The organism is Neobacillus sp. GCM10027624 (assembly GCF_042675345.1).
Lineage (GTDB): Bacteria > Bacillota > Bacilli > Bacillales > Cytobacillaceae > Neobacillus > Neobacillus cucumis_D.
This window is the reverse complement of sequence record NZ_JBHTHD010000003.1, coordinates 853,931-874,587: the sequence shown is the minus strand read 5'-3', so window position 1 is coordinate 874,587 and position 20,657 is coordinate 853,931. Positions and strand designations below refer to the sequence as shown.

The following is a 20,657-nucleotide window of genomic DNA, read 5'->3' as shown; positions in this document are numbered from 1 at the left end:
TTTTTGTTCCCATCTTTACCACCTCCTATATTGCTTTCAGCCAGTCTTTAATATCAACCGCATGCCGGGCCAAAATGTAACCTGCCGCTCCGCCGATAATCAGCTCCAACGCCTTTGTCCTGTGACCAAACATCCAGCTGACACCCGCGAAAACAAAAACCCCTACACATAACCAGTCAACAATATTTAAAACTGATGGCCAAATAGAGCCAAAAGTTGCATCTGCTCCACTTGCTGCCATTGCCGTCCTGGGAATCATCACTGCAAACATACTTCCGCCCAGGCTTACAATCTTTAGAGTAGTTAATTCAGTAATTCTTTTTTCTTTCCGAATGAAAGACCTAAAATCAATCGTTTCAGTGCGTGCCATTTTACATACCTCCTGAATAGTTTGTTGTTCTTATGTCCACACTAGGAGTAAACCTTCTAAGGAGATGACCAATTATGTTCTTTCTAATCGGTGGAGCTATTGGCGCAACAATTGGTTTTTTAGTGAATTTGTTAACCTAACTTTTTCCGATAAATTTTAAACTTCCTTTAGTTTTAATCTCTCCCCCTTGAGGCGCTTCTGGCGTCTCTTTTTCTTGTTTAAATTTTTGTTTTTCTGCCAGGTATTCCTCTCTTATCTTTTGATACTCACGGTCCACAAGCGCCCTGAGAAATGCACTTGAATTTCGTTTCTTTCCGTTTGGAAGGAATGTTACGAAATCAAATAGTTCTTTCTGCTCCGGATAGTCGGTATTCAAACATAAAGGGATTCTTTTTATACTCACTTTTTAAAACCTCCTTAATAACAGCTTATAAACTAGTTAATAACTAGCAGGATTTTTCCAACTAATTGCGAAATAATTATTAACTTGTTGATAAAGGATATTAGGCTTTTTACAAAATAATGCAAGTACACTTAAAATATTTTTTAAGGAGTTTTAAAATGAAGTGTAAATTGAAAGTTATTATGAAGGAAGAAGGCAGGACCCAGAAGTGGTTAAGTGAGAAAGTCGGGGTAAGTATGACTACAATCAGTTCGATTATCAATGAGAAAAGTATCCCTGCTCTTCCATTAGCTTTTAAAATCGCAAAAACACTAGATAGGACTGTTGAAGAAATATGGTACGAAGAGCAATAAAAAAGCCCTCCAGCTATGCTGAAAGGCTTAAAATTGTATTTTTATAAAAGCATGCAAAGGGGCCAAGGAGCTTCTAGCGAGTCTTCGCTTTCGCTATAAGCATATGCAGGGGTATTTTAAAAAATGCTAATCCCGGGTAAATTGTAATTAAAATGTAATAGTTGAGGAATAAAAGAATGAACGTATCAATCGAGATCCAATACATTGCTGCTGACAGCAAAGTCATGCAGCGTGGTGAATTCCCGTTAAGGAGAAGAAAACCCGAAGAAGTAGCTTTTGAATGGCTGAAACAGATTAAAAGGGAAATGCCCTTTTATGAAGAATTGGTGAAGGTAAAGGTAAATGAAGAAGATATAACTGAATTAGTGAAGGAAATAGATGAAGCCCCTCTCGATTGAGAAGGGTTTTTTCTTATTAAAGAATATGTAAGTCCTTTGGTTAAATTGTTAAAAAAGTACACACCATAAACTTAGGAGGTGGTATAATGAAAAACTCAAAATTATTTTATATAGCTTTGCTAGTTCTCCCCTGGGTAACAGTACTTTTCTTAGGTAGAAATTCATTAAAAAAACATCTTCCTGCTGCAATATTCATGAGTACCTTTACAAAAGCATTAGATTTATTCGGCGAAAAGAAAAAATGGTGGAGAACTTATGTAGGAATACCGCCTTTTAAGAGTGCAAACTTTTTTAATTTTGGTCCATATCTTGTTACATGTCTTTGGATGCTAAAATTGACATATGGTAAATTCCCAGTGTTTATAATTTCTAATCTAATTCTAGAGATTTGTTTTATTTACCTTGGAGGATTAAAATTTTTAAAGCGTTATAAAATTGCCTCCATTGATGGAATAACCAAACTTCAATATTTAACAATCGATTTTATAAGGGCATTACTTCTTTATAGTTTTCAATACATAATTAATGTTGGTCATATTACAAAAAAGTTTTATAACAAGTGATCAAGAAAAGCCTCTCTCCATGATTAAGGATAAGGGGCTTTTTGTTATATAAACTATTTTAACAATTATCTAAAATGGAAATAATGTGGAAAAGGAGTGAGTTGATGATTGGACTTATTATTGCAATTATAATAGTAAATTTCATTGCATTTTATACTAATACAAGGCTAACAGCAAACCAAATTGTTCATATTTGGACGTTTACAATTGCATTTCAAATGAACTTTGATTTTTATATAGATATGGAATATAAGGGTTACTGGTATTTTACAAAAAATGCAGACTGGAAAGAGTTGCCGACAAATATTATGCTTGTTCCTCCAGTTAATATGATATTTTTGAATTTTTTTCCTTTTCAAAAGAGGATAATAAAAAAAGTGATTTTCTTCATAGTGTTTTTAATTGGGATGTTAATTTATGAAGTAATTGCATTGCTTCCTGAACCGTGGGGATATTTTCATTTTGGATGGTGGAATTTGGGATATTCGGTAATATTAGACCCTATACTATTATTAATTCTTTTAGGTTATTATAAATGGATTTGTCGCATTGAATCTAAAACGATATAGATTGACAACTAATTTTTTTAATACCGGCACAAGTTTCAGCAGAAAAATTGGTTTAAAATTTTAACCCCCTACTCAAAACGAGTAAGGGGCTTCACTATGTTTCTCTAAATATCAATTCAGAGAAATGAAAAAGTTTAACATCCCTGTATTCTACTTTTAAAAAGAGAGCTTTTCTTTATTGGAAAAAGTAGTAAAATGGGATAGGTATAAACAAAACTGGGGGTTTTAGAATGATGTATAAAAAAATGATTGTATTATTAAGTTGTTTCGTGATGTTTGCGTTCTTATTGGCGGGTTGCTCAACCAACAAAACTGTAAAGGCAGACTATACAACAGAAAAGTTCGAAACGGCATTGAATAAAGGAGATAACTTGGAGGGAAAGACTGTATCGGTTAAAGTAGAAAAACTTGTACCAAATAGCGCCTTTGGTTACAACATCGAAGCTGGAAAACATTTAAATTTTGTATCAAGTGATAATCCTAATGTAAAAAAAGGCGATACAGTAATATTAAAGGTAACAAAGGTTGAAAGCGTAGTAGGTTCTTATGTCATTAGTTACGAAAAGCGATAATAAAAAAACCCCCTACTTAACCGAGTAAGGGGTTTTTATTTTGCCACAATATGTCCAAAAATTCGACTAGGAACACAATGAAAAATGCCGAACCTTAAATATGAAAGGGGCGGTGATTATTTTGTGGAGAATACGGGTGTTTTGGAATTGGTTTTGGTATTATCGTCGTAGAAAAGTGAAATATTGGGTATGGAATTTTGGAGATAGCTATATGGCAGAAGCGTCAAATGGAATAGTGACCGTTTGCAATTGTTACGGAAGCACCCCAGTGGCAGCAAAAGAAATAGCATTATTTAGATTAAATCAGATGATGTCCGAAAAACCAAGAGAAAAAGAATTAGTCTTTGAAGAAGATGGTTTCGCACTTTATCGTGATAAATAATGAATTTTGTCCCTCTCGAATAAGAAGGGCTTTATTCCGTATGGAATTTTTTTAAAGTTTTATTAAAGGATAAATTGAATTAATGTCAAATTTTTAATAATGTATATAATAAAAGAAGAGAATGATTTTTATCATTTTTTAATTGTACAGAGACATAACTAAACATATAATTGTGTTACATACCTTGGAGGGAATTAAATGAACAATCTGAATGTTAATTTCAAGTACAAATTTGCAGAAAATTATAATCCTGTCTATTCGAATGGGGTGTTCGGTGGACCAAGTCCACGAGGAGAGTTAGTTATGAATTTCTTTTTCGAAAGAACTCCAATTCCATATAATGAAGTTCGAAAAGTTAATGAGTTTGGTCAAATTACAGATGAAATTATTGCAACTCCAAAAGATGAAATCGGAATTGTTAGATACGTATCAAATGGTGTTGTAATGAACCTTCAGCAGGCAAAATCTTTTCACGAATGGTTAGGACAACACATTCAACAAATGGAAAGAGGTGTTCCCGATGATGGTAGATAATTTTTCAACTGAGGCGACAGGATATATTGCTAATTATAATAACAGCTTTGTTTCCTCTACTTTTAAATATGCATCAAATAATACACCAACTTCAAATATTTCTACATCGGTGCTATTAGAAGAAAGCAAAAAAATAATGAATGTAAAAAAATTGCTCACAATAGGTAAATTGAATGAAGGTTGGAATCACAATGGAGCAAACCCTTTTTCAAAAAATCTTATAAAAAGTTGTGAAAACTTAATTTGCGATATTATTGTTCAACCGGAATTATTTCCAACTGGAAGAGATAGTATTCAAATTGAATATGAGAAGCCCGATGGTGAATACTTAGAGCTTGAAATATTTGAGGATAAAGTTAATATGTTGATGATAGATAGTGATGACAATGAGAAAGAAGAGGAATTTCCTTTAAATATTACCAAAATAAATGAGGTTGTTTTAAGCTTCTATGGATAATATTATTACCTGTGAAGAAAAACTTTTCAGAATGGTCATAAGAAATCCGAACTTTTGGAAGACCCAAGAAGGAAGACCTTCCTCTGCTTTGTTTAAGGATTCCAAAGGGGTTTCAGTGGATAGAGATGGCAAAAGGGATAGAAGTATGATTGTAAACTCTTTTATAAATCGTTTTGGAGAAGATGAAGTTCGAGCGATTGTTTTAGTAGATGCTTCTTTTTGCTTAGATAATAACCTCCATTTGGTCTACAAACCAGAGGATGACAATGAATACCATGCTGAAATTCACAGTTCCCCTGAAAGAGTTCCATTAACGGGTTCACAAGCTAAAAAGCTAATAAATCATTGTACAATTGTCTATCAAACACCTTAAATAATCTTGCCCCCTACTCAACCGAGTAAGGGGCTTTTTCTTAATGTTCTTAGGAGTATCTTTATTATTCTTTTGTAATAAACGGCTTATACCCTTTTTTCTTTAATTCTGCAGCTAATTTTTCCGCATTCTTTGGATCAGAGAATGCACCAACTTGAACCTTGTGAATACTACCATCATTTTTAGGTTTTACCACTGGTTTAGGTGTTTCCTTTGGTTTTTCCTTCTCAAGTTTAAAGTGATCCGCAATGGTCTCAACAAGTGCCGCTGCCATAGTTTCCCGGTAAGCATCTGACTTTAATAATTTAGCCTCATCTTTGTTCGTCATGAAACCACATTCTACAAGGTTAGCTGGTGCCTTTGTGGAATAAACCATATAGAGACATGAGCCATCTTTAACGCCTCTGTCGGCTAATCCAGTAGCCTTAACCAATGCCTTTTGCAGTTTCTTTGCAATCTCATAAGAAGCACCACTCGTATTATATGAAAAAGTCTCGATTCCGTGAGCGTCATTCCAGTGTACTCCGTCCCCATCGGCATTGGCGTGTACATCAAGGTGGTAATCAGCTCCCCAAGAATTAGACACATCCGAGCGTTTTTCTAATGGGATATCAACTTTTCCTGTTGAATCATCAAGACGCTTAACCGCTACATCTTTATAATGAGCTAATAAATCAATCATTTTTGAAACTACTGCACTATTAAACTCCCATTCGTGCATTCCGTCACATGAACGTTTGCCTGGTGTGTGTAATCCGTGTCCTGGCGATAAAGTAATTTTAAACATTATTTATCCTCTCCTTTGCGATGATTTTTAACTACACCCCAAATGGAAATACCGGCACCAATAACCGTAGCCGCGATAGTCGCTACCATGTCCACCGTATCCTTACCAATTGGATGCCCAGAAATAACAGAAATACCTCCACAGATAATCGTTACAATCGGTAAAATAGCTGTTTTATTCATTCTCCGCTTCCTCCTTTATTCTCCAAAACATCTAACCTCTTGTGGGCTGATTTTGTGCTTTCCTCCACCCGAATAACCCGTTCTGATAGTTCAGAGACGCGCTTCTCGTTGGCCTTAATATCAATTCTGATTGAATCTATTCCAGAGCTAATATTGTCTAATTTAGTTCGAATAACAGCTGTATCAGCTGCATCATTCCGTACATCCTTATCTCGATTACGGTTATAGGTTAAAACACCAACTATCGCTCCAATAATGGTGCATACAATTCCAATGAGTACCTGGGATTCCAAGCAACCACCCCCCCATTTTTCAAAATAAAAGAGAGCCCCATTAGAGCCCTCTAAACTTTAACCGTTACGAACCCCGTAAATAGCACACTGTCATTTGCCTGCTGATCCACGATTTCGCATTTATGATAATAAGTTCCCAATAATGTTTCTGTGTCCGGTGGTTTTAAATGGATAGTTAATGTGTTACCTTCCACAGTGATATCAGGTGATTCTTTTACGAGAACCGTAGTTGTGGAATATTCCCTTTGTCGAACCGACCAGTTTAGAACCGCTGCCGTTAGGTCTACATTAGAGCCATCATCTTTTGTGATGGGAACAACAATATTCTTCGTTTCCCCTTGGTACATACTAAAATTCTGATTGATTTCCGCCATTAATTTATCCCACCTTTGAGGTAGACGTTTAAATCCTGTCTGCCTTTGAGATATACGTTTAACGTTTGTGAGCCTTTAAGCTTAATCGTTCCAATAATCGGATCACCGTCAAATACCATCAGCTTGCCTGAACCGATTAACTCCGCTTCTGCAATAACAATCCTCTGACCTTCTGCGAACAATGCCCCGGAGCCTTGCAGATTTGCCCCTGATTGCGTTTCACGTTGTCCATCGACCGTTAGGTTACCTGAGCCTTTTAGGCTGGCATATGCGTTTGCTATTCGAATACCTTCTGCAATAATAGCACCGGTACCCACTAGGTTTGCTGAAGCAGTGATAACCGTTACATCGCCCACGTTGACATCAAAAAGCCCTGCACCGATTAAGGTTGCACCGGATAATACCTCTCTTTGTCCATTTGCATTTAAATTACCTTGTCCTACTAAATAGGCAGAAGCAGTAACCACCGTAATCCCGCCAGCATCCGCATTGAGTAAACCTACACCTTGTAAGATGGCTTGCGCGTCACGGATAACCAGCTGGGAAGCGTTTAGGATGCCCGAACCTACTAAACTGGCAGAAGCATCACGGATAAGAACTGCACTTGCTGTGAGGGGGCCTATACCTGTCAGAGTTGCAGAAGCATCTTTGGTTGTTGGTTGTGGAGTTGTTGTGCCAAATACAAATTGCCCTCTCTCGTCCAATGAACCGAAAACAAACCGACCACGTTCGTCTAAATTGCCGGTGACTATTCGCCCGCGTTCTGTAATTGGCATTTAATCACCCCTATATTTGTGGCGTTGCCAAAATTGCGTCCGCCTCCTGTTGCGTTATATATTTTGGCACATAGCTTTGTACCTTTTCTGCGTCAATTCTACGCATAACCCACATATTTAAGATAAAAGCGTACATTTAAAACCCTCCCATTAAAATTAAAATAGCGTCCTCAATGGCTTTTAATCTTTCCTCCTGGCTCGGTTCCGGTGCTTTCTCCGGTTCCGCCGGCGTTTCTTCAACATCAATTAGTGTTTTTTCGCCGGTTGCGGGATTGAATAAAATTTGTTTAGCCATATTAATCCCCCTAAATTGTTGTATAAATTTCTAATGTGCTTCCATTTGCCATGTTACCTTGAAAGGCCGCCAATGTCGGTTTCCATTTCGGCACTATCCAAAATGCACGCGCGGCCCCTGTGCCTGATGCCAACGCCCAACTCGTACCGCCCGACCATTGTTGGTTTGCACTTCTACCCTCTAGGACTAATAGCAATCCGCTTTCCTGTATATAATGGTAAATTTGTTCTGCATATCCAATCATGAAATGTCTGCCGTCTAACATAGAAATACCCGCCGTATTGTTGAAAACTGTATTTGCGTCTCCATACGTTCCATTTATATCAACGCGTGAATAACTCGGCCTATTTCTAACACCTGTCCAAACCGTTCGGATATAACTACCTAACGTTATGCCGGATAAATCTATGCTTACGTTTGGTAAATTACCGCCGTTATTACTAGAATTATATTCAAATACAATTTGTGATAAGTCCACGGTGTTAGCTGCATATGTTGTAATCCTTGTGTTGGAACTAGATTTATTGACTACATAAAAATGCGTGGAATCAATATACTCTAATCCGTATTCGTTGGTACCGTTCCATTCAGCGAAAAGTTTAGCCGGAATTGCGTTTTTATAGTTAACAATCATTGTAATGATTTTTCCAACTGAATACGTACCGATAATTGGGTTGCTTGTTGTAAATATCCCGGTAGTTATATCTAACGATGCAATATTCAATACATCATTAGCCGTGTGTATATATCTAGCAACTTGCCTCTCGTTTACCGGCGCATTGAAAACCCCCGCCGGGAATGTTTCCCCAAAATAGCGAACGCCCATTTTTTCACCTACTTAGTTTGAACGCCATCATATCCGATTAGGATTGATGTCGTACCGGTATTTTTTATTTGTAACCATTGTGAATTAGTACAACGGTAAATCGTTCCTATACGCCCGCCAAAATTCAAATCCGAATCGAATTTTAAAACGTTTGTTCCGTCGGTCCTGTTGATTTCTACCGAACCTCCATAATAAAGGTTGTTTATAACCCATTCTTCCCCGGTTCCTGGCCTAATATCTAAAACAGAACCGGCGGCAATGGATTGTAACCCGCTTTTAACATCTAACGCCGCCATCTAATCCACCCCCTATCAATCAAATCCTACAGAAAGACTTCCAGCAGGAATCCGGAACACTTCTCCGTTTGCCATGGTCTTGGATGCGTTTAGTGGTCCGTAGAACAGTGGATTGGTCGCACCAGATAAGGAATCCCAAATACTAATATGTGCAATCGTTACTCCGGCACCATCAATGTTCCAGCTAATGTCTGCCGCACTCGCACACATCCCGTTTGAATTTGCGTTAAACGTTACTTGCTTACGAGCATAGGAAGTGTAAGCAGCAGTCGTGACCTCAGCTACGTTTCCGGCTTCTGTTGGATCTGCAGTGTGGAGGGCAACGAATAAAGTGGTCGGTGGTGTATAAGCCACGTTCCGTAATACATGCTCCGCTAGTTTACCTTCAAGATAATTCGTTAAGCTAAGTGTCGCCATTTTTCATCTCTCCTTTTAGTAAAATAAAAAGAGCCCTAAAAGGACTCTTAAAATCAAAAATCATTCAATTTCGTTAAATGGTAAGAAATACTCTTTTGCAATTTAATCTTAATTTTAGTATCTAGACAACCTTCAAGTAATGTTTCATGGTATCTCAATCTAAAAGCATGCCATTCCTTCTTAAGTTGTAAAAAAAACAATTGTATCCCCAACTTTCCTCCTATACTGAATCATAAATCGTAGGAGTCCGTATTCGGAAACTGGCGAGCTTAATGCATAAGTACCTTAGCCCCTATAGCTTTGCGTCACCATCTTTCAATGGTTTTGCCTTTATCGTACGATTTATGGAATATAAAACTATTATAGGATAAACGAACCATTTATCAAGTGCTTTTTTCACATTACACATAAAAAATACACCTATTAAGTAGGCGTTTAGTCGGTTAAGCCTAAGAACTTTATTGTCTAAGGCTCTTACATTGGTTCTCCCTCATCCGTTTCTATTGATTTAACACAATGATCCTTTTCAAACAAATTGAGAAATTTACAAATCAAATTACAAAACGGGCAATTATGTTTAGCTAAATGTTTCCCCATCCTGGATGACATTGTTTCATCCGGGTAGCCGCCTAAAATGGTATTGAAAAACTGATCAATAGAAATAGCGATATTCCAAAAATATCGTTTTACCATATGATTAAATCCAATTCCGTTTGACTTTGCGCCGCGTCAACTTTCGGCTGCAATTCGTTTCGCAACTTACTAATATTAGAGTTTATATGAATAAAAACTTGTAATTTTAATTGATTAAAAACCGTTTGGTCGAATGAAATCCGCTCAACCGCTCCGGTTGCATTGTTGGTAACGGTCCATTCTACATCGCTTATTAATCCGTCTTTAAATAGCGTATCTGTTCCCTGGAAATTTGCCTGGGCTGCTAATGAACTAGAAAAATGATAAGATATTCCGTTTATTTCATAGTCAAACCCTGCAATAATAGAGGCGTCGCATAACGCCTCTATTGCTGCCATTTTTTCTATTTTTCTATTCGTCAACTCTTGGGAATTTTCCTTTATTAAATCGCCATTTTCATATAAAAAATTAAATGGGTTTGTAAATATGTCTTTATCTTCAACCTCAACCCCGATTGGATTTTCACCAATTGGCGTTGTTGCGACATCTGTTACCCGGTTATTTTCATCGCAAATAATATAGACTAACATTTTTTATCCCCCTTTTTCTACGTTGGGTCGTATGCTATCCAATGCAATTCAGTTGCGGTTGTATTGGTCCTATAAATATTTAACGTGCATCCTGTAGTAGTGACGTTGCTGAAACTAACCATCCTCACCTCTGAATAAGGAACGGTTGAATTGGCCGCAACGGATATAATCGGTGCAACCTCAAACGTTTTACCAAATGAAATAGCAATGCTTTTTACCGCGTTTGCAACCGGTGTTACGGTCACTTGCCCCGCTGCTAGGTTTGACGCTTTTAATTGGCCAACTATACTAACGTCATCATTTACGGTTTTAGCTTGTATTACAATCGGACCTTGTTCGTTTCTCATTTGGAATGTTGTACTCCCGGCGGACCCATAACCAAACCAACCATAACGGGTGGTATCGATATAAAACTCTTGGTACGTATGAGTTGTGCCTGTGAATTTCAACAAACTACCGCCGGCGCTAACTAATTGCAATTGCCCACCCGGAGTTAACGCTGCAACTTTAGATAGATTGGTTGTACTTCCATAAAGGCCCGTTGTCGAGTTATATGTTCCGCCGGTCCAAAACATAAGATTGCCCGCGCCATTTGCTTTAGCGTCGGTGGATTCCGAAATTACCCAACCATTACCGCCGGCCCACTCTATACCCTCGGCGGCTCCCGGATCTTCAAATACTAAATGATTAATTCCTTCTATATTGGTATTATTCATATCCAATGTTTTATAAGCATTTATTTTCTTGTCATCCATAGAAAACGTTACATCAAATAATCCTGGGGATAATGACGGACTATTTGAACTACCAAAGTTTATTCCGGTCGTCCCGTTGAACCACATAGCAGATGATGCTAAATTAGCATTGGACCCGCCATAGTTATTAAACCTAATAGAGAAATCGTCCTGTAACATTTCATTATACAAAACTCCTCCAAAGGTGTATTTCGTCCAAAATAATCCTTGTTGTACTAAAGCATTTCTCACTGTCGTTTTCCGCGTTGTTGGGTTTAGGTAGAACGAATAAGCGTTTAGCCCTGGCCCTTCTAGTTTAACGGTGTTGGTAGTGTCCGCATCTTGGTATGAATCTATCGTAACGCTTGACCCGGTAATGGTTGCCGCGTCAATGTTGCCGGAAAATGTTCCACTCGCTCCGGTTATATCACCGGCAAATGTCACATTTCCGGTTGATGCATCGGCATTAAACATAACTTTGTTGTCACTCGTCCGCAAAATCTCAATGCCTTTTATTGCGTTCAATGTGAGTTTATTTTTGGCGCTCGTTACCACCATACCGTTTGCGCTGCTAAAATTAACGCCGTTATAGTCGGTGTTTTGTTGGACTAAATCCTCCGGCGCCTGGCTCCAATCGGTTGCAATGTTTCCTTTTTCGAGTTTAACGTTGGTTATTTTGAACCAATCGGACGTTCCGTATGTGCTATAAAATTCGATGGTGTCATTTGTTTTTGTCGGGCTTGCCCTTGATTGCAATGTGGTTGTAAACGCCAACCTTTTTTTCGTTGTCCCTATATTACTAAAGGATTTGCTTGTAAAGGTAAATGGTCCGGCGTTGTTAGAATTATAAATTTGTAAATAATTACCCTTAGCCATAACAACATCAAAAGATATAGTAACAGTATCACCGCTTACACAATTATCTTTCCAGGCATTTTTTATATCTAACGTTTGATATTCCGCATTACTTCCGGCGGCATATGATAACCCGCCAACAACTGCGCTCCCGCTACCTAAAAATAAATTCCGTCCGCCAACTTGCACATTATCATACAACGGGGACCAACTATAATCGGTTGCGGTTGTACTCTCGGTTGCGGTTGTTTTATTGAACGCCAAACCTAACCACCGTTTGCCGGTTGGACTGTCATTCATTCCCGCCCCGCTTGCATCGTCCGCGTATTTTACCCATGTGTAAGTTGTTTGTCCGTTCGGCCCTGTTGGCCCTTGAATACCTTGCGGGCCTTGAATTAAACTCCAGGAATAATCGCTGTATGTTGTTGATTCTGTCGCCGTTGTCTTATTATAAGCAATACCCATATAAGTCTTTCCTGTGGGCGTGTCGGTCATGCCGCTTGTGGGCGAATCTGCGTATTTAATCCAAGTGTAATAAGTTACACCGTCCGCACCTTTTGGCCCCGCTATTCCTTGCGGTCCAGTTGGTCCCTGTGGTCCAGTAGACCCAGTAGCACCTTGAGATCCAGTTTTTGACTTACTGAAGGTCTGAGTCTGAGTTAGGGAAATTGCAGTTCCATCAGCCCGCTTACCGGTAATTGTAAAGATAATCGAAGCGGTATCGGCAGTCATAGCAGAAGCTACAGCAGCTACCCCACGGTTAGGAGAAGTACCGGTTGTAATAGCTCCCGGAGTAATATTAGTTCCGGCTGCAGTGGCTTTCCAAGTTCCATTGGAAGTTCCTACTCCGTCATATGTTAATGCTGTTGTTCCTTCATATAGATAAAGATCGGTCCCAGATCCAGTATAAACTCCATTTGCTCCGGCAGAGTCGGTTGGCACAGTATGAGCAGAGTTTGTTAATATCAAAGTTAAAGCATTTGCTCCAGGATTACCCTGAGGGCCAGTACCGCCTGCAGTTCCATCGTAAACCTTCACCAGAGTTACTTCATCTGAGTAACTTCCGCTCACAAGACATCGGTATCGCATTGAAGTATTGGTTGACCATTCTGTGTCATTATAAGCTACCGTATAACTCGCAGAGGTATTACCAGCTTTTGTTAAGTTTGTCCAAGCTGTTCCATTCCAATATTGCCACTGATAGGTTGGTGACGTAATATTATAAGCTGTTGCCGTTAAAGCCACAGTGGTATTGGTTGGTGCTCCAGCTCCTGCCGCGTACTTAAATACTAGGGGGCCACTTAGTACTACATATTTTGCATCTGTGCCAGAAATACCCTGTGGTCCTTGGGGACCGGTTGCTCCAATTGGACCTTGGGGGCCCGTTACACCTTGTGGTCCCTGAATTAAGCTCCAAGAGTAATCTGTTGCTACTGTACTTTCGACTGAAGTGGATTTATTATAGGCTATGCCCATGTACTTCTTGCCTGTTGGTGTATCTGTCATGTTGGTTCCGTTAGCGTCATCAGCGTATTTTAGCCATGTATAATAAGTTACCCCGTTCGGCCCTTGTACTCCTTGCGGACCCTCAATTAATGACCATGTATAATCGCTTGCAATGCTGCTTTCTGTTGCCGTTGTTTTGTTATAAGCAAAACCTATATATTTTTTCCCAGTTGGGTCGTCGCTTAATCCGGTTCCTGTTGAACTATCCGCATATTTTACCCAAGTGTATAAAGATTGACCTTGCGGCCCGGTTGGTCCTGGTATTCCTTGGTTGCCTTGCGGTCCTTGTGGCCCGGTGTCACCTTGGGGTCCTTGGATCAAACTCCAAGAGTAATCTGTTGCCGTTGTACTTTCTGTTGCCGTCGTTTTATTATAAGCAATCCCTAAATATTTCTTATTTGTCGGGTCGTCGCTCATACCTGTTCCAGTTATACTATCCGCGTACTTTATCCACGTATAAGTAGGCTGTCCGTTCGCTCCTGGCGGTCCTTGCACACCATCAGATCCCACGTATAAACTCCATTGGTAATCTGTCGCAACGGTTGATTTTGTGGCCGTTGTTTTGTTGTACGCAATCCCCATGTATTTTTTACCGGTCGGTGAATCGCTCATTCCGGTTCCGTTTGTATCATCGGCATATTTGATCCATACATAAGTTGCCTGACCTTGTGGTCCGGCAGGCCCTTGAATCCCCTGACTCCCTTGTACCCCTTGCGGTCCTTGTGGCCCTAAAATTAAACTCCATGTATAATCTGCCGCGTTTGTGCTTTCTGTCGCGCTTATTTTGTTGTAAGCCAGCCCTAAATATTTTTTACCGGTTGGCGAATCGCTTAAATTGGTCCCAGCTGCATCATCGGCATATTTTACCCAAGTATAATAAGTTGTCCCCGCTGGCCCCTGGATGCCCTCCCCGGTAATCCTCGCCCAAGAATAAACGGACGGATCCATTGAAGGATCTTGTATGACATTGTTGTAAGATAATCCGATATATTGTTTTCCTGTCGGATCGTTTGTTATACCGGTTCCTATTTCGTCATCCGCATACATAATCCAAGTAAATAGAGAACTATCCCAAGTTGACTCCTTTTGCAATAACTTGCTTTGAATGTCCCTCATTTGCTTTGTAATGTTGGATTTAGCAACTTTAAAATTCGCAAGAACACATTTATCTTTTTTCGGGTCCGTAAAACTTGTTTCTAATCGTGATACCCTTGAATCTAAATAAAGCGGCGGGCTGAAGGTGGTATCTATAACATAAACAGAATCACCAATCCTTACGGCTTCATGTTGAATACCTACTAACCTTTCAAGCAATGAAACATCCACTTCATAGGTTACTAGCGGATTTTTTTGTTTTTGCAGTTGCGCCCATGTTTTATCCAATAATGTATCTGCGTTTGTTGTTTCATACTCGTAAACTCCAAAAATATGCTTTCCTTTAATCCCGAATTGTTGCAACGCGTCCGGATCTCCCACCCAATCCTGGTTAAATGGTTTACTAAACTTGTCCCCATTGGAAATGGAACGGCTGATACTCTTGAATGTTGTTGAACTATTATTTTGTCCTTTACCAACCCCGATTAACGCCGTTACAACACTTGATAAATCGACGGTGCGCCGTATGTTTTGAATGTCTTTGCCATATTCAAAACGCTTTTTCGTATCCTCTCCGCGTTGCTGCACAATATCAACATACCGCCCTACAATTTCGCCGTTTTTCATTTTTACACGAAATGATATCTCAGCGTTAAACTTATCCGCAACAAAATTCAGTCTGTCCAAAACGTTGTAATACGCATCAAAGGTAAAATTGTCTACCCCAAAGTATTCCGTTTCCCCGCGCTGCCATCGTGTATCCTGCAAGACAATGTCCAAAATTTGATCTACGCTTTTAGTGTCCCATGTCCCAGGCCGGACAATATCGTTTAATAATTCTAGTCCGGCGGTTTCCGCGTAAACGTAAATACTATTTTCCCCGCCATGCGCATCCTCGACTTGCATAATTTGAAACATAACTAATTTATTGTCTAAGTTTTTCCTAACGATAAAATTGCCGCCAATTAAAAATTCGGTCGATGGATGATAGGAAGGTACTTTAAATTCATAAGAGGAAGCCCCGGTGCTTAAATCCTCAATCATTAAATCTTCGTAATATGGACACGCCCCAGGTGCGTCGTTATTGTCCAAAATTGCTTCTACCACTTCATGCCTGTTTAAAACAAAAAGCATATTACCCCCACCTTATAAATATCGCTCGATAAATTCGGCGGTTACTGTCGCGTTTGGATCATCGGAATTAAATTTTACTTGTGTCATCCCATCCGGAATAGAAAAAAATCTACTTGCGACATCGACATCAGACAAATCTAAATTTCCATTCACTCTGACGCTATTATCATTAAAATCAACCACCAGTTGATCCCCCGCTGAAAAAATGGCCGGAACATCAATAGTCGTATCAGTATTCCACTTTAATACTTTAACGTCATCAACTCTCATTGTTTTAACTGCCGGGTTTGTGCCATATTGCAAATAGTTTATAACAATATATGACAGTTCTGCATTTGTGAATTTCCCGTCATTATCAGTAAATGTTTTTTTAATAATCGGTTTTATTTTCTTTTGTGGATCTTTGGCCCCACCTTGCATGGTGGAAACCTCTGCATACCATGTAGACCCAACGCGTTGCAATGTAAACTCGCCGTAAAAATCGTTCCATGATCCAACGTGTGACGGCCATATTTCCTTGGTTGTCCAATGCCATTTTCCTTTTTCATCTTTTTCATACCACGGAATAACGGTTGGTCCTGGCGCTCTTGGCTCGTCCTCTAAAAAGGTTGTATTTTGAATAAAAATCTCCGGAATATTAAACTCGTAATGATTATAGGAATCACGCATAATCATTTTTCCGATTTTAAACCCGGACGCATCATATAAATAAATTTCCAGGCGTCCTAATTGGTCTCCGTCTAATTTGCTCGTTCCGTCCTGGCTCTCAAAATCCATTCTTACTTTTACGGTAAAATCCTTTACGGTTTCGGGAAGATCTTTTCTGATTGCAGGTCCATGCCAACCGGCACCGCTACCGTAACTATTCGCGATAATTCCATCCCCGCTAACCGCAACGGTTCCGGCAACGGTCCGCCCTGCGTCTACTAGTGTAGAACTAGCCCACCCGCTTAAACTTGCCATTCCATCGTTTAATTTATATTGTGTTTTTGGTAATACAATTTGGTCCGGCTCGTTTGGATTACCAATCAAAACAACCCCATCCGGCGAAATAAAACTCGCAAACGTTGCATCTTGCGTAAAATCTACCGTAAATTTCGGGTAGGTTGTCGTCGTCCCCTTATTAACAAAGGTAAAAAGATTATTTGCCGGCGTTAATGTTTTCGGGAAAATAGAATATGCAAACGGGTCCGGACATAAAAACGTCAATGTACCTTTACCGATGTTTAAAACTTGATCCACACTCGATTTATCCGCCAAAATCCCGTAATAATATTTACCCGGTTCATCGCTGAATACCATTTCCGTTGGTTCGTTTATATCCATTGCAAACGCCAAAAAGCGCATTGTTGCCATATACTCCGACGGTGTCCGGGCGGTAATAATCACATCAACATCTATTTGCCTTACTCCATAACGTGCATTGGAAAAATATGCGCCGTTTCGGCCTGGTACATCCAATAAATTAATTTCTCTTGGTGGCAAAATATCGCGTTTAACGTTTACTATTTTCATATAATCGGAAATAGCAAACCCCCCGAATGAAATAACATAACTATCGTCGTTTTCCGGGAATGAATAAAACTTGCTAACCCTGGCCCCGACATCGCCGGTTGATATTCCTAAAAATAGAGTTCTGTCCCCGGTTGTTGGATGGGTGTATAAAAACACTCCCTCCGGTTCTGTAAAGTCATTATCAAGACCAAAACCAACCGTTGCGCGTTCCTGGTATAGCTGCGCGCCCGTTATTACATCATAAGAAGTAATTAAAAGCGGATAATTTTCCTCGTTTGTATCACCCGCATACCAATATAAAACGTCCCCATCTAGTGAAAATCCTTGCAAATAATTCAATTCATAAGGAATCGTTACGGTATTTAAAACGGTGTTGCCATTGGCTTTCACACTGTCCAAATCATAAATATACACCGTGTCCGTTGTCCCATTGTCCCGCCGTATAGCCAACTTTCTGTTTTTGTTGTCAATTGTCGGACAAAGATTGTCACCAGGTAGGAATTGAGTGTATTTTTTCGCATATATCGAAGTACTGCTTTGCGTTGTATTCGGTATATATTTTATACTTGTTAACGTTCTTAAAGGTCCGTCATTATCTCCATACCAAATATAAATGCCTAAATCGCTTGTTTCGACGGCTATATTAGTCGGGTGCCCGCCTTGGGATACTTTCATGTAATCAATAAAAGACCCGTCCAATAAACTTAACCGGGAAATGGTAAAGTCTTGCGGGGTTGTGGTAGACCCCGCCGTAACTTGCGCCGCATAAATATGTCCGTTTACCTCGTCAATTGCGAATGATTGTAGAATTGTAGTTTCTTTCAGATTTAATGTTTTAAAAAACCTTGGAACTATTTGCGTAAAATCAAATGCCATCTAACAACCCTCCGAAGCGATTTTTCCTAACCTGCCGTTTATCGAGCTCCTCTTGGTTATATACAACGGTAGCCTTCGCCACCTCACGGCCATCAATAGGTATAGATAGATGGAAAATATATTCCGCACCATTTTCTTTTTCCGTTTTTTGTTGATGGGAGGATAAGGGTCCAATAGGTTTAACCCCTGGCAGCGCAAACACATCATCAGCCAAAGGTCGAACATCAGGGGTTGCGTATTTTACATCATCTGACAAGGCATTCAAGGAGTCTATAACACTTCCGCTTTCTGCTTCAATTCCTACAGCCATACCTAATGGGATATTTTTACCTATCATATCTCGCATCCAACGAGAAGGAGATTTAATTCCTAGTGCGCCTTTAATTTTGCTTTTAATGTTGCCGGCCACGTCCGAAATAGCTTTTCCAACAGCTCCTACCATCGATTTAATGCCGTTAACCAGACCTTGGATGATATTTACCCCAATCTGTTTTAAGTTAATATTGGTTAAGAAGGATTTAGCTTTGTTCCAGCCATTAACTACAGACGTTTTCACATTTGTCATCGTATTACTGACAGAAGTTTTCATAGCCTTAAATCCATTAACTACTGAATTTTTTAGTGACGTAGCTGCGTTAACAGTTCCAGTTTTTAGTCCGTTAAAGACCCGAACGGCAGCGTTTTTCATATCAGAAAAAGATGTTTTTACAAAATTAACAACCGTTCTCACGACAACTGTAAATATGGATTTAATACTATTCCATATCGACTGAATTGAACCCTTAATATTACTCATGATCTGTTTGACGTGACCTTTAATACTGCCGAAATCTCCGGTGATAATATCTGTAATGATTAAAATAACGCCCAGAAAAATGTTTTTAATGATATTCCAGTAATTTTTTATGATATTTTTAACATTGACAATTACAATCCTGATCGCGCTAAGAATATAACCGAACTTAGATTGGATAAAATTAGCGATAAAATTAATAACTGTGAAAAATACCGATTTAATACCATTCCATAAACTTGAGAAGAAACTCGTAATGGACGACCAGATGCTTACCGCTACTGTTACGATTCCAGACCAAAGATTAACAAAAAATGTTTGGATTGCTCCCCAGATTTCAATTGCTTTAGCTTTAATCGTATCCCAGTTTTTGTAGAGAAGAATCCCTACAGCAACCAGGGCAACAATAATTCCTGCTACAACTAAAACCGTCCCACTCATTGCAGCTAATCCTGTTACCAGAGGACCAATTAACATCCAAACTGATGCAAATGCAGCCTGAAGTCCTGCAAATAATCCGATACCGATAGCCAAAGGAGATAAGATAAGCATTAGTAAAGGAATAATCATTAAAAATCCCTGGATCAATTTTGCCAGGAACGGGTGCGCTTCATTAAATTTAATGGCTAAGTTTGCAATCGCCGTAATAACCTTCATGATCGGAGTCACGACTGCTGCAAATGCCTCAACCATTGGCTGGAATGCTTTTCTTACTGATGACATCATTTCATCCGCTGCATTTTTAAAAGATGGTACAGAATCATAGGCCGCTTTCGCTAAGCCGGTGTACAGAATTGCACTTCCGGCTGCCGCAACCAATGCCACAGCATTCATCCGCATAATTCCGGCTGTTATCATCCTGGTCATATCATTTAAGGCCTTCATATTTGCATTAGGTCCCAGCATTCTTAAAGCTAGTGCCGCAGGTTGTCCTCTTGCCGCTATCCGTTCAATGCCGCCGCTGACAGCTAATAAGCCATTGTTAACCCGGTAAAGAGGATTTCTCATTCGGTCAAATTTTGCCGCGATTTTACTCGATGCCGTACTTCTCGCCAGCATGGTTGCAATACCCTGGATAAAACCCATACGCATCATGTTATTGTTTCGGATCATATTATCGTTAACTTGCCTGTTTCGGTTTCCTAACTCTGTCAGCTGGTCCATAAACTCTTGGGTGGTTCCTTGATAATCTTCCATGCCCTGGGCCATCTGGAAAAACTCGTATTGTATTTCCTGTTGTTGTGCCCGGAAAGGAGCCAATGCAGCCGCATTTTGCCTATGAGCCTGCCTCATTTCTTCGCTCATACCTCGCCATTGCCGCCTAATATCCGCCATGCTGGTATCCATATTATCTGCTAGCTCAGCAACAGAAGCGCCGATACCGCGCATGTCATTTTGTGCTTGCTGGGTAGAACGATCCATATCCGTTGTATCAACGCCGATTTCAATCATCATTTCCGCAAGGGTTGCCATCATCTCACCCCCAGTTTCTCTTCGATTTCTCTGGTTACTCTTTCTTTTTCCTCTCGAGTTACCCGTCTTTTCTTGCTTTCAGGCTTTAGTAAATCCTTAGGATCAAGAGGTTTTTTCAGGTGTGGAGCAGTAATCCATGAAGCAGATAGAGCCATTTTTTCTAATTCACGACGTTCACGCCATTTGTGCCCCTTCACTAAATTGGAAAATTCACCGTATGTTAATTTCCCTAA

26 protein-coding genes and 1 riboswitch are annotated in these 20,657 nt (G+C 39.6%); of the genes, 9 read left to right on the top strand and 17 right to left on the bottom strand.

Translation table 11 applies throughout. The annotated features are described in order from the left end of the window. Window positions 1-25: 25 nt before the first annotated feature. Together ACFQZ9_RS09405 and ACFQZ9_RS09400 are read right to left on the bottom strand one after the other, a co-directional pair. On the bottom strand, window positions 26-370 hold the full coding sequence (locus ACFQZ9_RS09405) for a glycosyltransferase (protein ID WP_498943521.1): 345 nt from the start codon (window positions 368-370) through the stop codon (window positions 26-28). Between the two features lie 136 nt (window positions 371-506). Next, complete coding sequence (locus ACFQZ9_RS09400; protein WP_498943520.1) at window positions 507-773, bottom strand: hypothetical protein; 267 nt, start codon at window positions 771-773, stop codon at window positions 507-509. Window positions 774-931: 158 nt separating this feature from the next. Between ACFQZ9_RS09400 and ACFQZ9_RS09395 the strand changes: the two genes are divergently transcribed. The 9 genes from ACFQZ9_RS09395 to ACFQZ9_RS09355 all read left to right on the top strand — a co-directional run bounded on the left by ACFQZ9_RS09395 (window position 932) and on the right by ACFQZ9_RS09355 (window position 4,974). Then, complete coding sequence (locus ACFQZ9_RS09395; RefSeq protein ID WP_498943519.1) at window positions 932-1,126, top strand: helix-turn-helix transcriptional regulator; 195 nt, start codon at window positions 932-934, stop codon at window positions 1,124-1,126. Between the two features lie 176 nt (window positions 1,127-1,302). Next, on the top strand, window positions 1,303-1,524 hold the full coding sequence (locus ACFQZ9_RS09390) for a hypothetical protein (RefSeq protein WP_498943518.1): 222 nt from the start codon (window positions 1,303-1,305) through the stop codon (window positions 1,522-1,524). A gap of 86 nt (window positions 1,525-1,610) precedes the next feature. After that, a complete protein-coding gene (locus ACFQZ9_RS09385) occupies window positions 1,611-2,087 on the top strand; it encodes a hypothetical protein (protein WP_498943516.1) in 477 nt (158 codons plus the stop codon). Between the two features lie 104 nt (window positions 2,088-2,191). Next, complete coding sequence (locus ACFQZ9_RS09380) at window positions 2,192-2,656, top strand: hypothetical protein (RefSeq protein ID WP_498943515.1); 465 nt, start codon at window positions 2,192-2,194, stop codon at window positions 2,654-2,656. A gap of 230 nt (window positions 2,657-2,886) precedes the next feature. After that, window positions 2,887-3,228, top strand: coding sequence for a hypothetical protein (locus tag ACFQZ9_RS09375; RefSeq protein ID WP_498943514.1), 342 nt, complete (start codon window positions 2,887-2,889; stop codon window positions 3,226-3,228). A gap of 211 nt (window positions 3,229-3,439) precedes the next feature. Further along, window positions 3,440-3,610 carry a hypothetical protein gene (locus ACFQZ9_RS09370; protein WP_498943512.1) on the top strand — a complete coding sequence of 57 codons (171 nt, stop codon included), beginning with the start codon at window positions 3,440-3,442 and terminating at the stop codon, window positions 3,608-3,610. Between the two features lie 198 nt (window positions 3,611-3,808). Next, window positions 3,809-4,144: a hypothetical protein gene (locus ACFQZ9_RS09365; RefSeq protein ID WP_498943510.1), complete on the top strand. Its 336-nt coding sequence runs from the start codon at window positions 3,809-3,811 to the stop codon at window positions 4,142-4,144. After that, a complete protein-coding gene (locus tag ACFQZ9_RS09360) occupies window positions 4,131-4,601 on the top strand; it encodes a hypothetical protein (RefSeq protein WP_498943508.1) in 471 nt (156 codons plus the stop codon). Before ACFQZ9_RS09365 ends, ACFQZ9_RS09360 begins: the two co-directional genes overlap by 14 nt. Then, entirely contained in the window at window positions 4,594-4,974 is a 381-nt protein-coding gene (locus ACFQZ9_RS09355; RefSeq protein WP_498943507.1) for a hypothetical protein, read from the top strand. The genes ACFQZ9_RS09360 and ACFQZ9_RS09355 overlap by 8 nt, the downstream gene beginning before the upstream one ends. 64 nt (window positions 4,975-5,038) lie before the next feature. Here ACFQZ9_RS09355 and ACFQZ9_RS09350 read toward each other — a convergent pair whose 3' ends face one another. The 15 genes from ACFQZ9_RS09350 to ACFQZ9_RS09280 form a co-directional block, all read right to left on the bottom strand. After that, window positions 5,039-5,761 carry an N-acetylmuramoyl-L-alanine amidase gene (locus ACFQZ9_RS09350; RefSeq protein WP_498943505.1) on the bottom strand — a complete coding sequence of 241 codons (723 nt, stop codon included), beginning with the start codon at window positions 5,759-5,761 and terminating at the stop codon, window positions 5,039-5,041. Continuing rightward, window positions 5,761-5,943, bottom strand: coding sequence for a hypothetical protein (locus ACFQZ9_RS09345; protein ID WP_498943503.1), 183 nt, complete (start codon window positions 5,941-5,943; stop codon window positions 5,761-5,763). Before ACFQZ9_RS09345 ends, ACFQZ9_RS09350 begins: the two co-directional genes overlap by 1 nt. Beyond that, a complete protein-coding gene (locus ACFQZ9_RS09340) occupies window positions 5,940-6,236 on the bottom strand; it encodes a hypothetical protein (protein WP_498943501.1) in 297 nt (98 codons plus the stop codon). The genes ACFQZ9_RS09345 and ACFQZ9_RS09340 overlap by 4 nt, the downstream gene beginning before the upstream one ends. A gap of 50 nt (window positions 6,237-6,286) precedes the next feature. After that, complete coding sequence (locus tag ACFQZ9_RS09335; RefSeq protein WP_498943499.1) at window positions 6,287-6,610, bottom strand: hypothetical protein; 324 nt, start codon at window positions 6,608-6,610, stop codon at window positions 6,287-6,289. Beyond that, window positions 6,610-7,386, bottom strand: a complete 777-nt coding sequence (locus tag ACFQZ9_RS09330; protein ID WP_498943497.1) for a hypothetical protein — start codon at window positions 7,384-7,386, stop codon at window positions 6,610-6,612. The genes ACFQZ9_RS09335 and ACFQZ9_RS09330 overlap by 1 nt, the downstream gene beginning before the upstream one ends. 136 nt (window positions 7,387-7,522) lie before the next feature. Beyond that, window positions 7,523-7,681, bottom strand: coding sequence for a hypothetical protein (locus tag ACFQZ9_RS09325; RefSeq protein ID WP_498943495.1), 159 nt, complete (start codon window positions 7,679-7,681; stop codon window positions 7,523-7,525). A gap of 10 nt (window positions 7,682-7,691) precedes the next feature. After that, window positions 7,692-8,507, bottom strand: coding sequence for a hypothetical protein (locus ACFQZ9_RS09320; RefSeq protein WP_498943494.1), 816 nt, complete (start codon window positions 8,505-8,507; stop codon window positions 7,692-7,694). Window positions 8,508-8,515: 8 nt separating this feature from the next. Next, the gene (locus tag ACFQZ9_RS09315) at window positions 8,516-8,803 is read right to left on the bottom strand and encodes a hypothetical protein (RefSeq protein WP_498943492.1); all 288 of its coding nucleotides are present in this window, start codon (window positions 8,801-8,803) and stop codon (window positions 8,516-8,518) included. Window positions 8,804-8,818: 15 nt separating this feature from the next. Continuing rightward, the gene (locus ACFQZ9_RS09310; protein ID WP_498943490.1) at window positions 8,819-9,220 is read right to left on the bottom strand and encodes a phage tail fiber protein; all 402 of its coding nucleotides are present in this window, start codon (window positions 9,218-9,220) and stop codon (window positions 8,819-8,821) included. Window positions 9,221-9,472: 252 nt separating this feature from the next. Further along, a riboswitch (cyclic di-GMP riboswitch) is annotated at window positions 9,473-9,559 on the bottom strand. Window positions 9,560-9,694: 135 nt separating this feature from the next. Further along, window positions 9,695-9,913: a hypothetical protein gene (locus tag ACFQZ9_RS09305; RefSeq protein ID WP_498943488.1), complete on the bottom strand. Its 219-nt coding sequence runs from the start codon at window positions 9,911-9,913 to the stop codon at window positions 9,695-9,697. Next, window positions 9,907-10,443, bottom strand: a complete 537-nt coding sequence (locus tag ACFQZ9_RS09300) for a DUF4376 domain-containing protein (protein ID WP_498943487.1) — start codon at window positions 10,441-10,443, stop codon at window positions 9,907-9,909. The genes ACFQZ9_RS09305 and ACFQZ9_RS09300 overlap by 7 nt, the downstream gene beginning before the upstream one ends. 17 nt (window positions 10,444-10,460) lie before the next feature. Further along, the gene (locus ACFQZ9_RS09295) at window positions 10,461-15,767 is read right to left on the bottom strand and encodes a phage tail spike protein (protein WP_498943485.1); all 5,307 of its coding nucleotides are present in this window, start codon (window positions 15,765-15,767) and stop codon (window positions 10,461-10,463) included. 12 nt (window positions 15,768-15,779) lie between these two features. After that, entirely contained in the window at window positions 15,780-18,158 is a 2,379-nt protein-coding gene (locus ACFQZ9_RS09290) for a distal tail protein Dit (RefSeq protein ID WP_498943483.1), read from the bottom strand. Beyond that, window positions 18,148-20,424: a phage tail protein gene (locus ACFQZ9_RS09285; RefSeq protein WP_498943481.1), complete on the bottom strand. Its 2,277-nt coding sequence runs from the start codon at window positions 20,422-20,424 to the stop codon at window positions 18,148-18,150. The genes ACFQZ9_RS09290 and ACFQZ9_RS09285 overlap by 11 nt, the downstream gene beginning before the upstream one ends. Further along, on the bottom strand, window positions 20,424-20,621 hold the full coding sequence (locus tag ACFQZ9_RS09280; RefSeq protein WP_498943479.1) for a hypothetical protein: 198 nt from the start codon (window positions 20,619-20,621) through the stop codon (window positions 20,424-20,426). The genes ACFQZ9_RS09285 and ACFQZ9_RS09280 overlap by 1 nt, the downstream gene beginning before the upstream one ends. Between the last annotated feature and the right edge of the window lie 36 nt (window positions 20,622-20,657).

Excerpts from the sequence above, each read along its gene's own strand:
- ACFQZ9_RS09405 (WP_498943521.1), bottom strand. The coding sequence starts at position 370 with ATGGCACGCACTGAAACGATTGATTTTAGGTCTTTCATTCGGAAAGAA.
- ACFQZ9_RS09395 (WP_498943519.1), top strand. The coding sequence starts at position 932 with ATGAAGTGTAAATTGAAAGTTATTATGAAGGAAGAAGGCAGGACCCAG.
- ACFQZ9_RS09390 (WP_498943518.1), top strand. The coding sequence starts at position 1,303 with ATGAACGTATCAATCGAGATCCAATACATTGCTGCTGACAGCAAAGTC.
- ACFQZ9_RS09385 (WP_498943516.1), top strand. The coding sequence starts at position 1,611 with ATGAAAAACTCAAAATTATTTTATATAGCTTTGCTAGTTCTCCCCTGG.
- ACFQZ9_RS09380 (WP_498943515.1), top strand. The coding sequence starts at position 2,192 with ATGATTGGACTTATTATTGCAATTATAATAGTAAATTTCATTGCATTT.
- ACFQZ9_RS09375 (WP_498943514.1), top strand. The coding sequence starts at position 2,887 with ATGATGTATAAAAAAATGATTGTATTATTAAGTTGTTTCGTGATGTTT.
- ACFQZ9_RS09370 (WP_498943512.1), top strand. The coding sequence starts at position 3,440 with ATGGCAGAAGCGTCAAATGGAATAGTGACCGTTTGCAATTGTTACGGA.
- ACFQZ9_RS09365 (WP_498943510.1), top strand. The coding sequence starts at position 3,809 with ATGAACAATCTGAATGTTAATTTCAAGTACAAATTTGCAGAAAATTAT.
- ACFQZ9_RS09360 (WP_498943508.1), top strand. The coding sequence starts at position 4,131 with ATGATGGTAGATAATTTTTCAACTGAGGCGACAGGATATATTGCTAAT.
- ACFQZ9_RS09355 (WP_498943507.1), top strand. The coding sequence starts at position 4,594 with ATGGATAATATTATTACCTGTGAAGAAAAACTTTTCAGAATGGTCATA.
- ACFQZ9_RS09350 (WP_498943505.1), bottom strand. The coding sequence starts at position 5,761 with ATGTTTAAAATTACTTTATCGCCAGGACACGGATTACACACACCAGGC.
- ACFQZ9_RS09345 (WP_498943503.1), bottom strand. The coding sequence starts at position 5,943 with ATGAATAAAACAGCTATTTTACCGATTGTAACGATTATCTGTGGAGGT.
- ACFQZ9_RS09335 (WP_498943499.1), bottom strand. The coding sequence starts at position 6,610 with ATGGCGGAAATCAATCAGAATTTTAGTATGTACCAAGGGGAAACGAAG.
- ACFQZ9_RS09330 (WP_498943497.1), bottom strand. The coding sequence starts at position 7,386 with ATGCCAATTACAGAACGCGGGCGAATAGTCACCGGCAATTTAGACGAA.
- ACFQZ9_RS09325 (WP_498943495.1), bottom strand. The coding sequence starts at position 7,681 with ATGGCTAAACAAATTTTATTCAATCCCGCAACCGGCGAAAAAACACTA.
- ACFQZ9_RS09320 (WP_498943494.1), bottom strand. The coding sequence starts at position 8,507 with ATGGGCGTTCGCTATTTTGGGGAAACATTCCCGGCGGGGGTTTTCAAT.
- ACFQZ9_RS09315 (WP_498943492.1), bottom strand. The coding sequence starts at position 8,803 with ATGGCGGCGTTAGATGTTAAAAGCGGGTTACAATCCATTGCCGCCGGT.
- ACFQZ9_RS09310 (WP_498943490.1), bottom strand. The coding sequence starts at position 9,220 with ATGGCGACACTTAGCTTAACGAATTATCTTGAAGGTAAACTAGCGGAG.
- ACFQZ9_RS09305 (WP_498943488.1), bottom strand. The coding sequence starts at position 9,913 with ATGGTAAAACGATATTTTTGGAATATCGCTATTTCTATTGATCAGTTT.
- ACFQZ9_RS09300 (WP_498943487.1), bottom strand. The coding sequence starts at position 10,443 with ATGTTAGTCTATATTATTTGCGATGAAAATAACCGGGTAACAGATGTC.
- ACFQZ9_RS09295 (WP_498943485.1), bottom strand. The coding sequence starts at position 15,767 with ATGCTTTTTGTTTTAAACAGGCATGAAGTGGTAGAAGCAATTTTGGAC.
- ACFQZ9_RS09290 (WP_498943483.1), bottom strand. The coding sequence starts at position 18,158 with ATGGCATTTGATTTTACGCAAATAGTTCCAAGGTTTTTTAAAACATTA.
- ACFQZ9_RS09285 (WP_498943481.1), bottom strand. The coding sequence starts at position 20,424 with ATGGCAACCCTTGCGGAAATGATGATTGAAATCGGCGTTGATACAACG.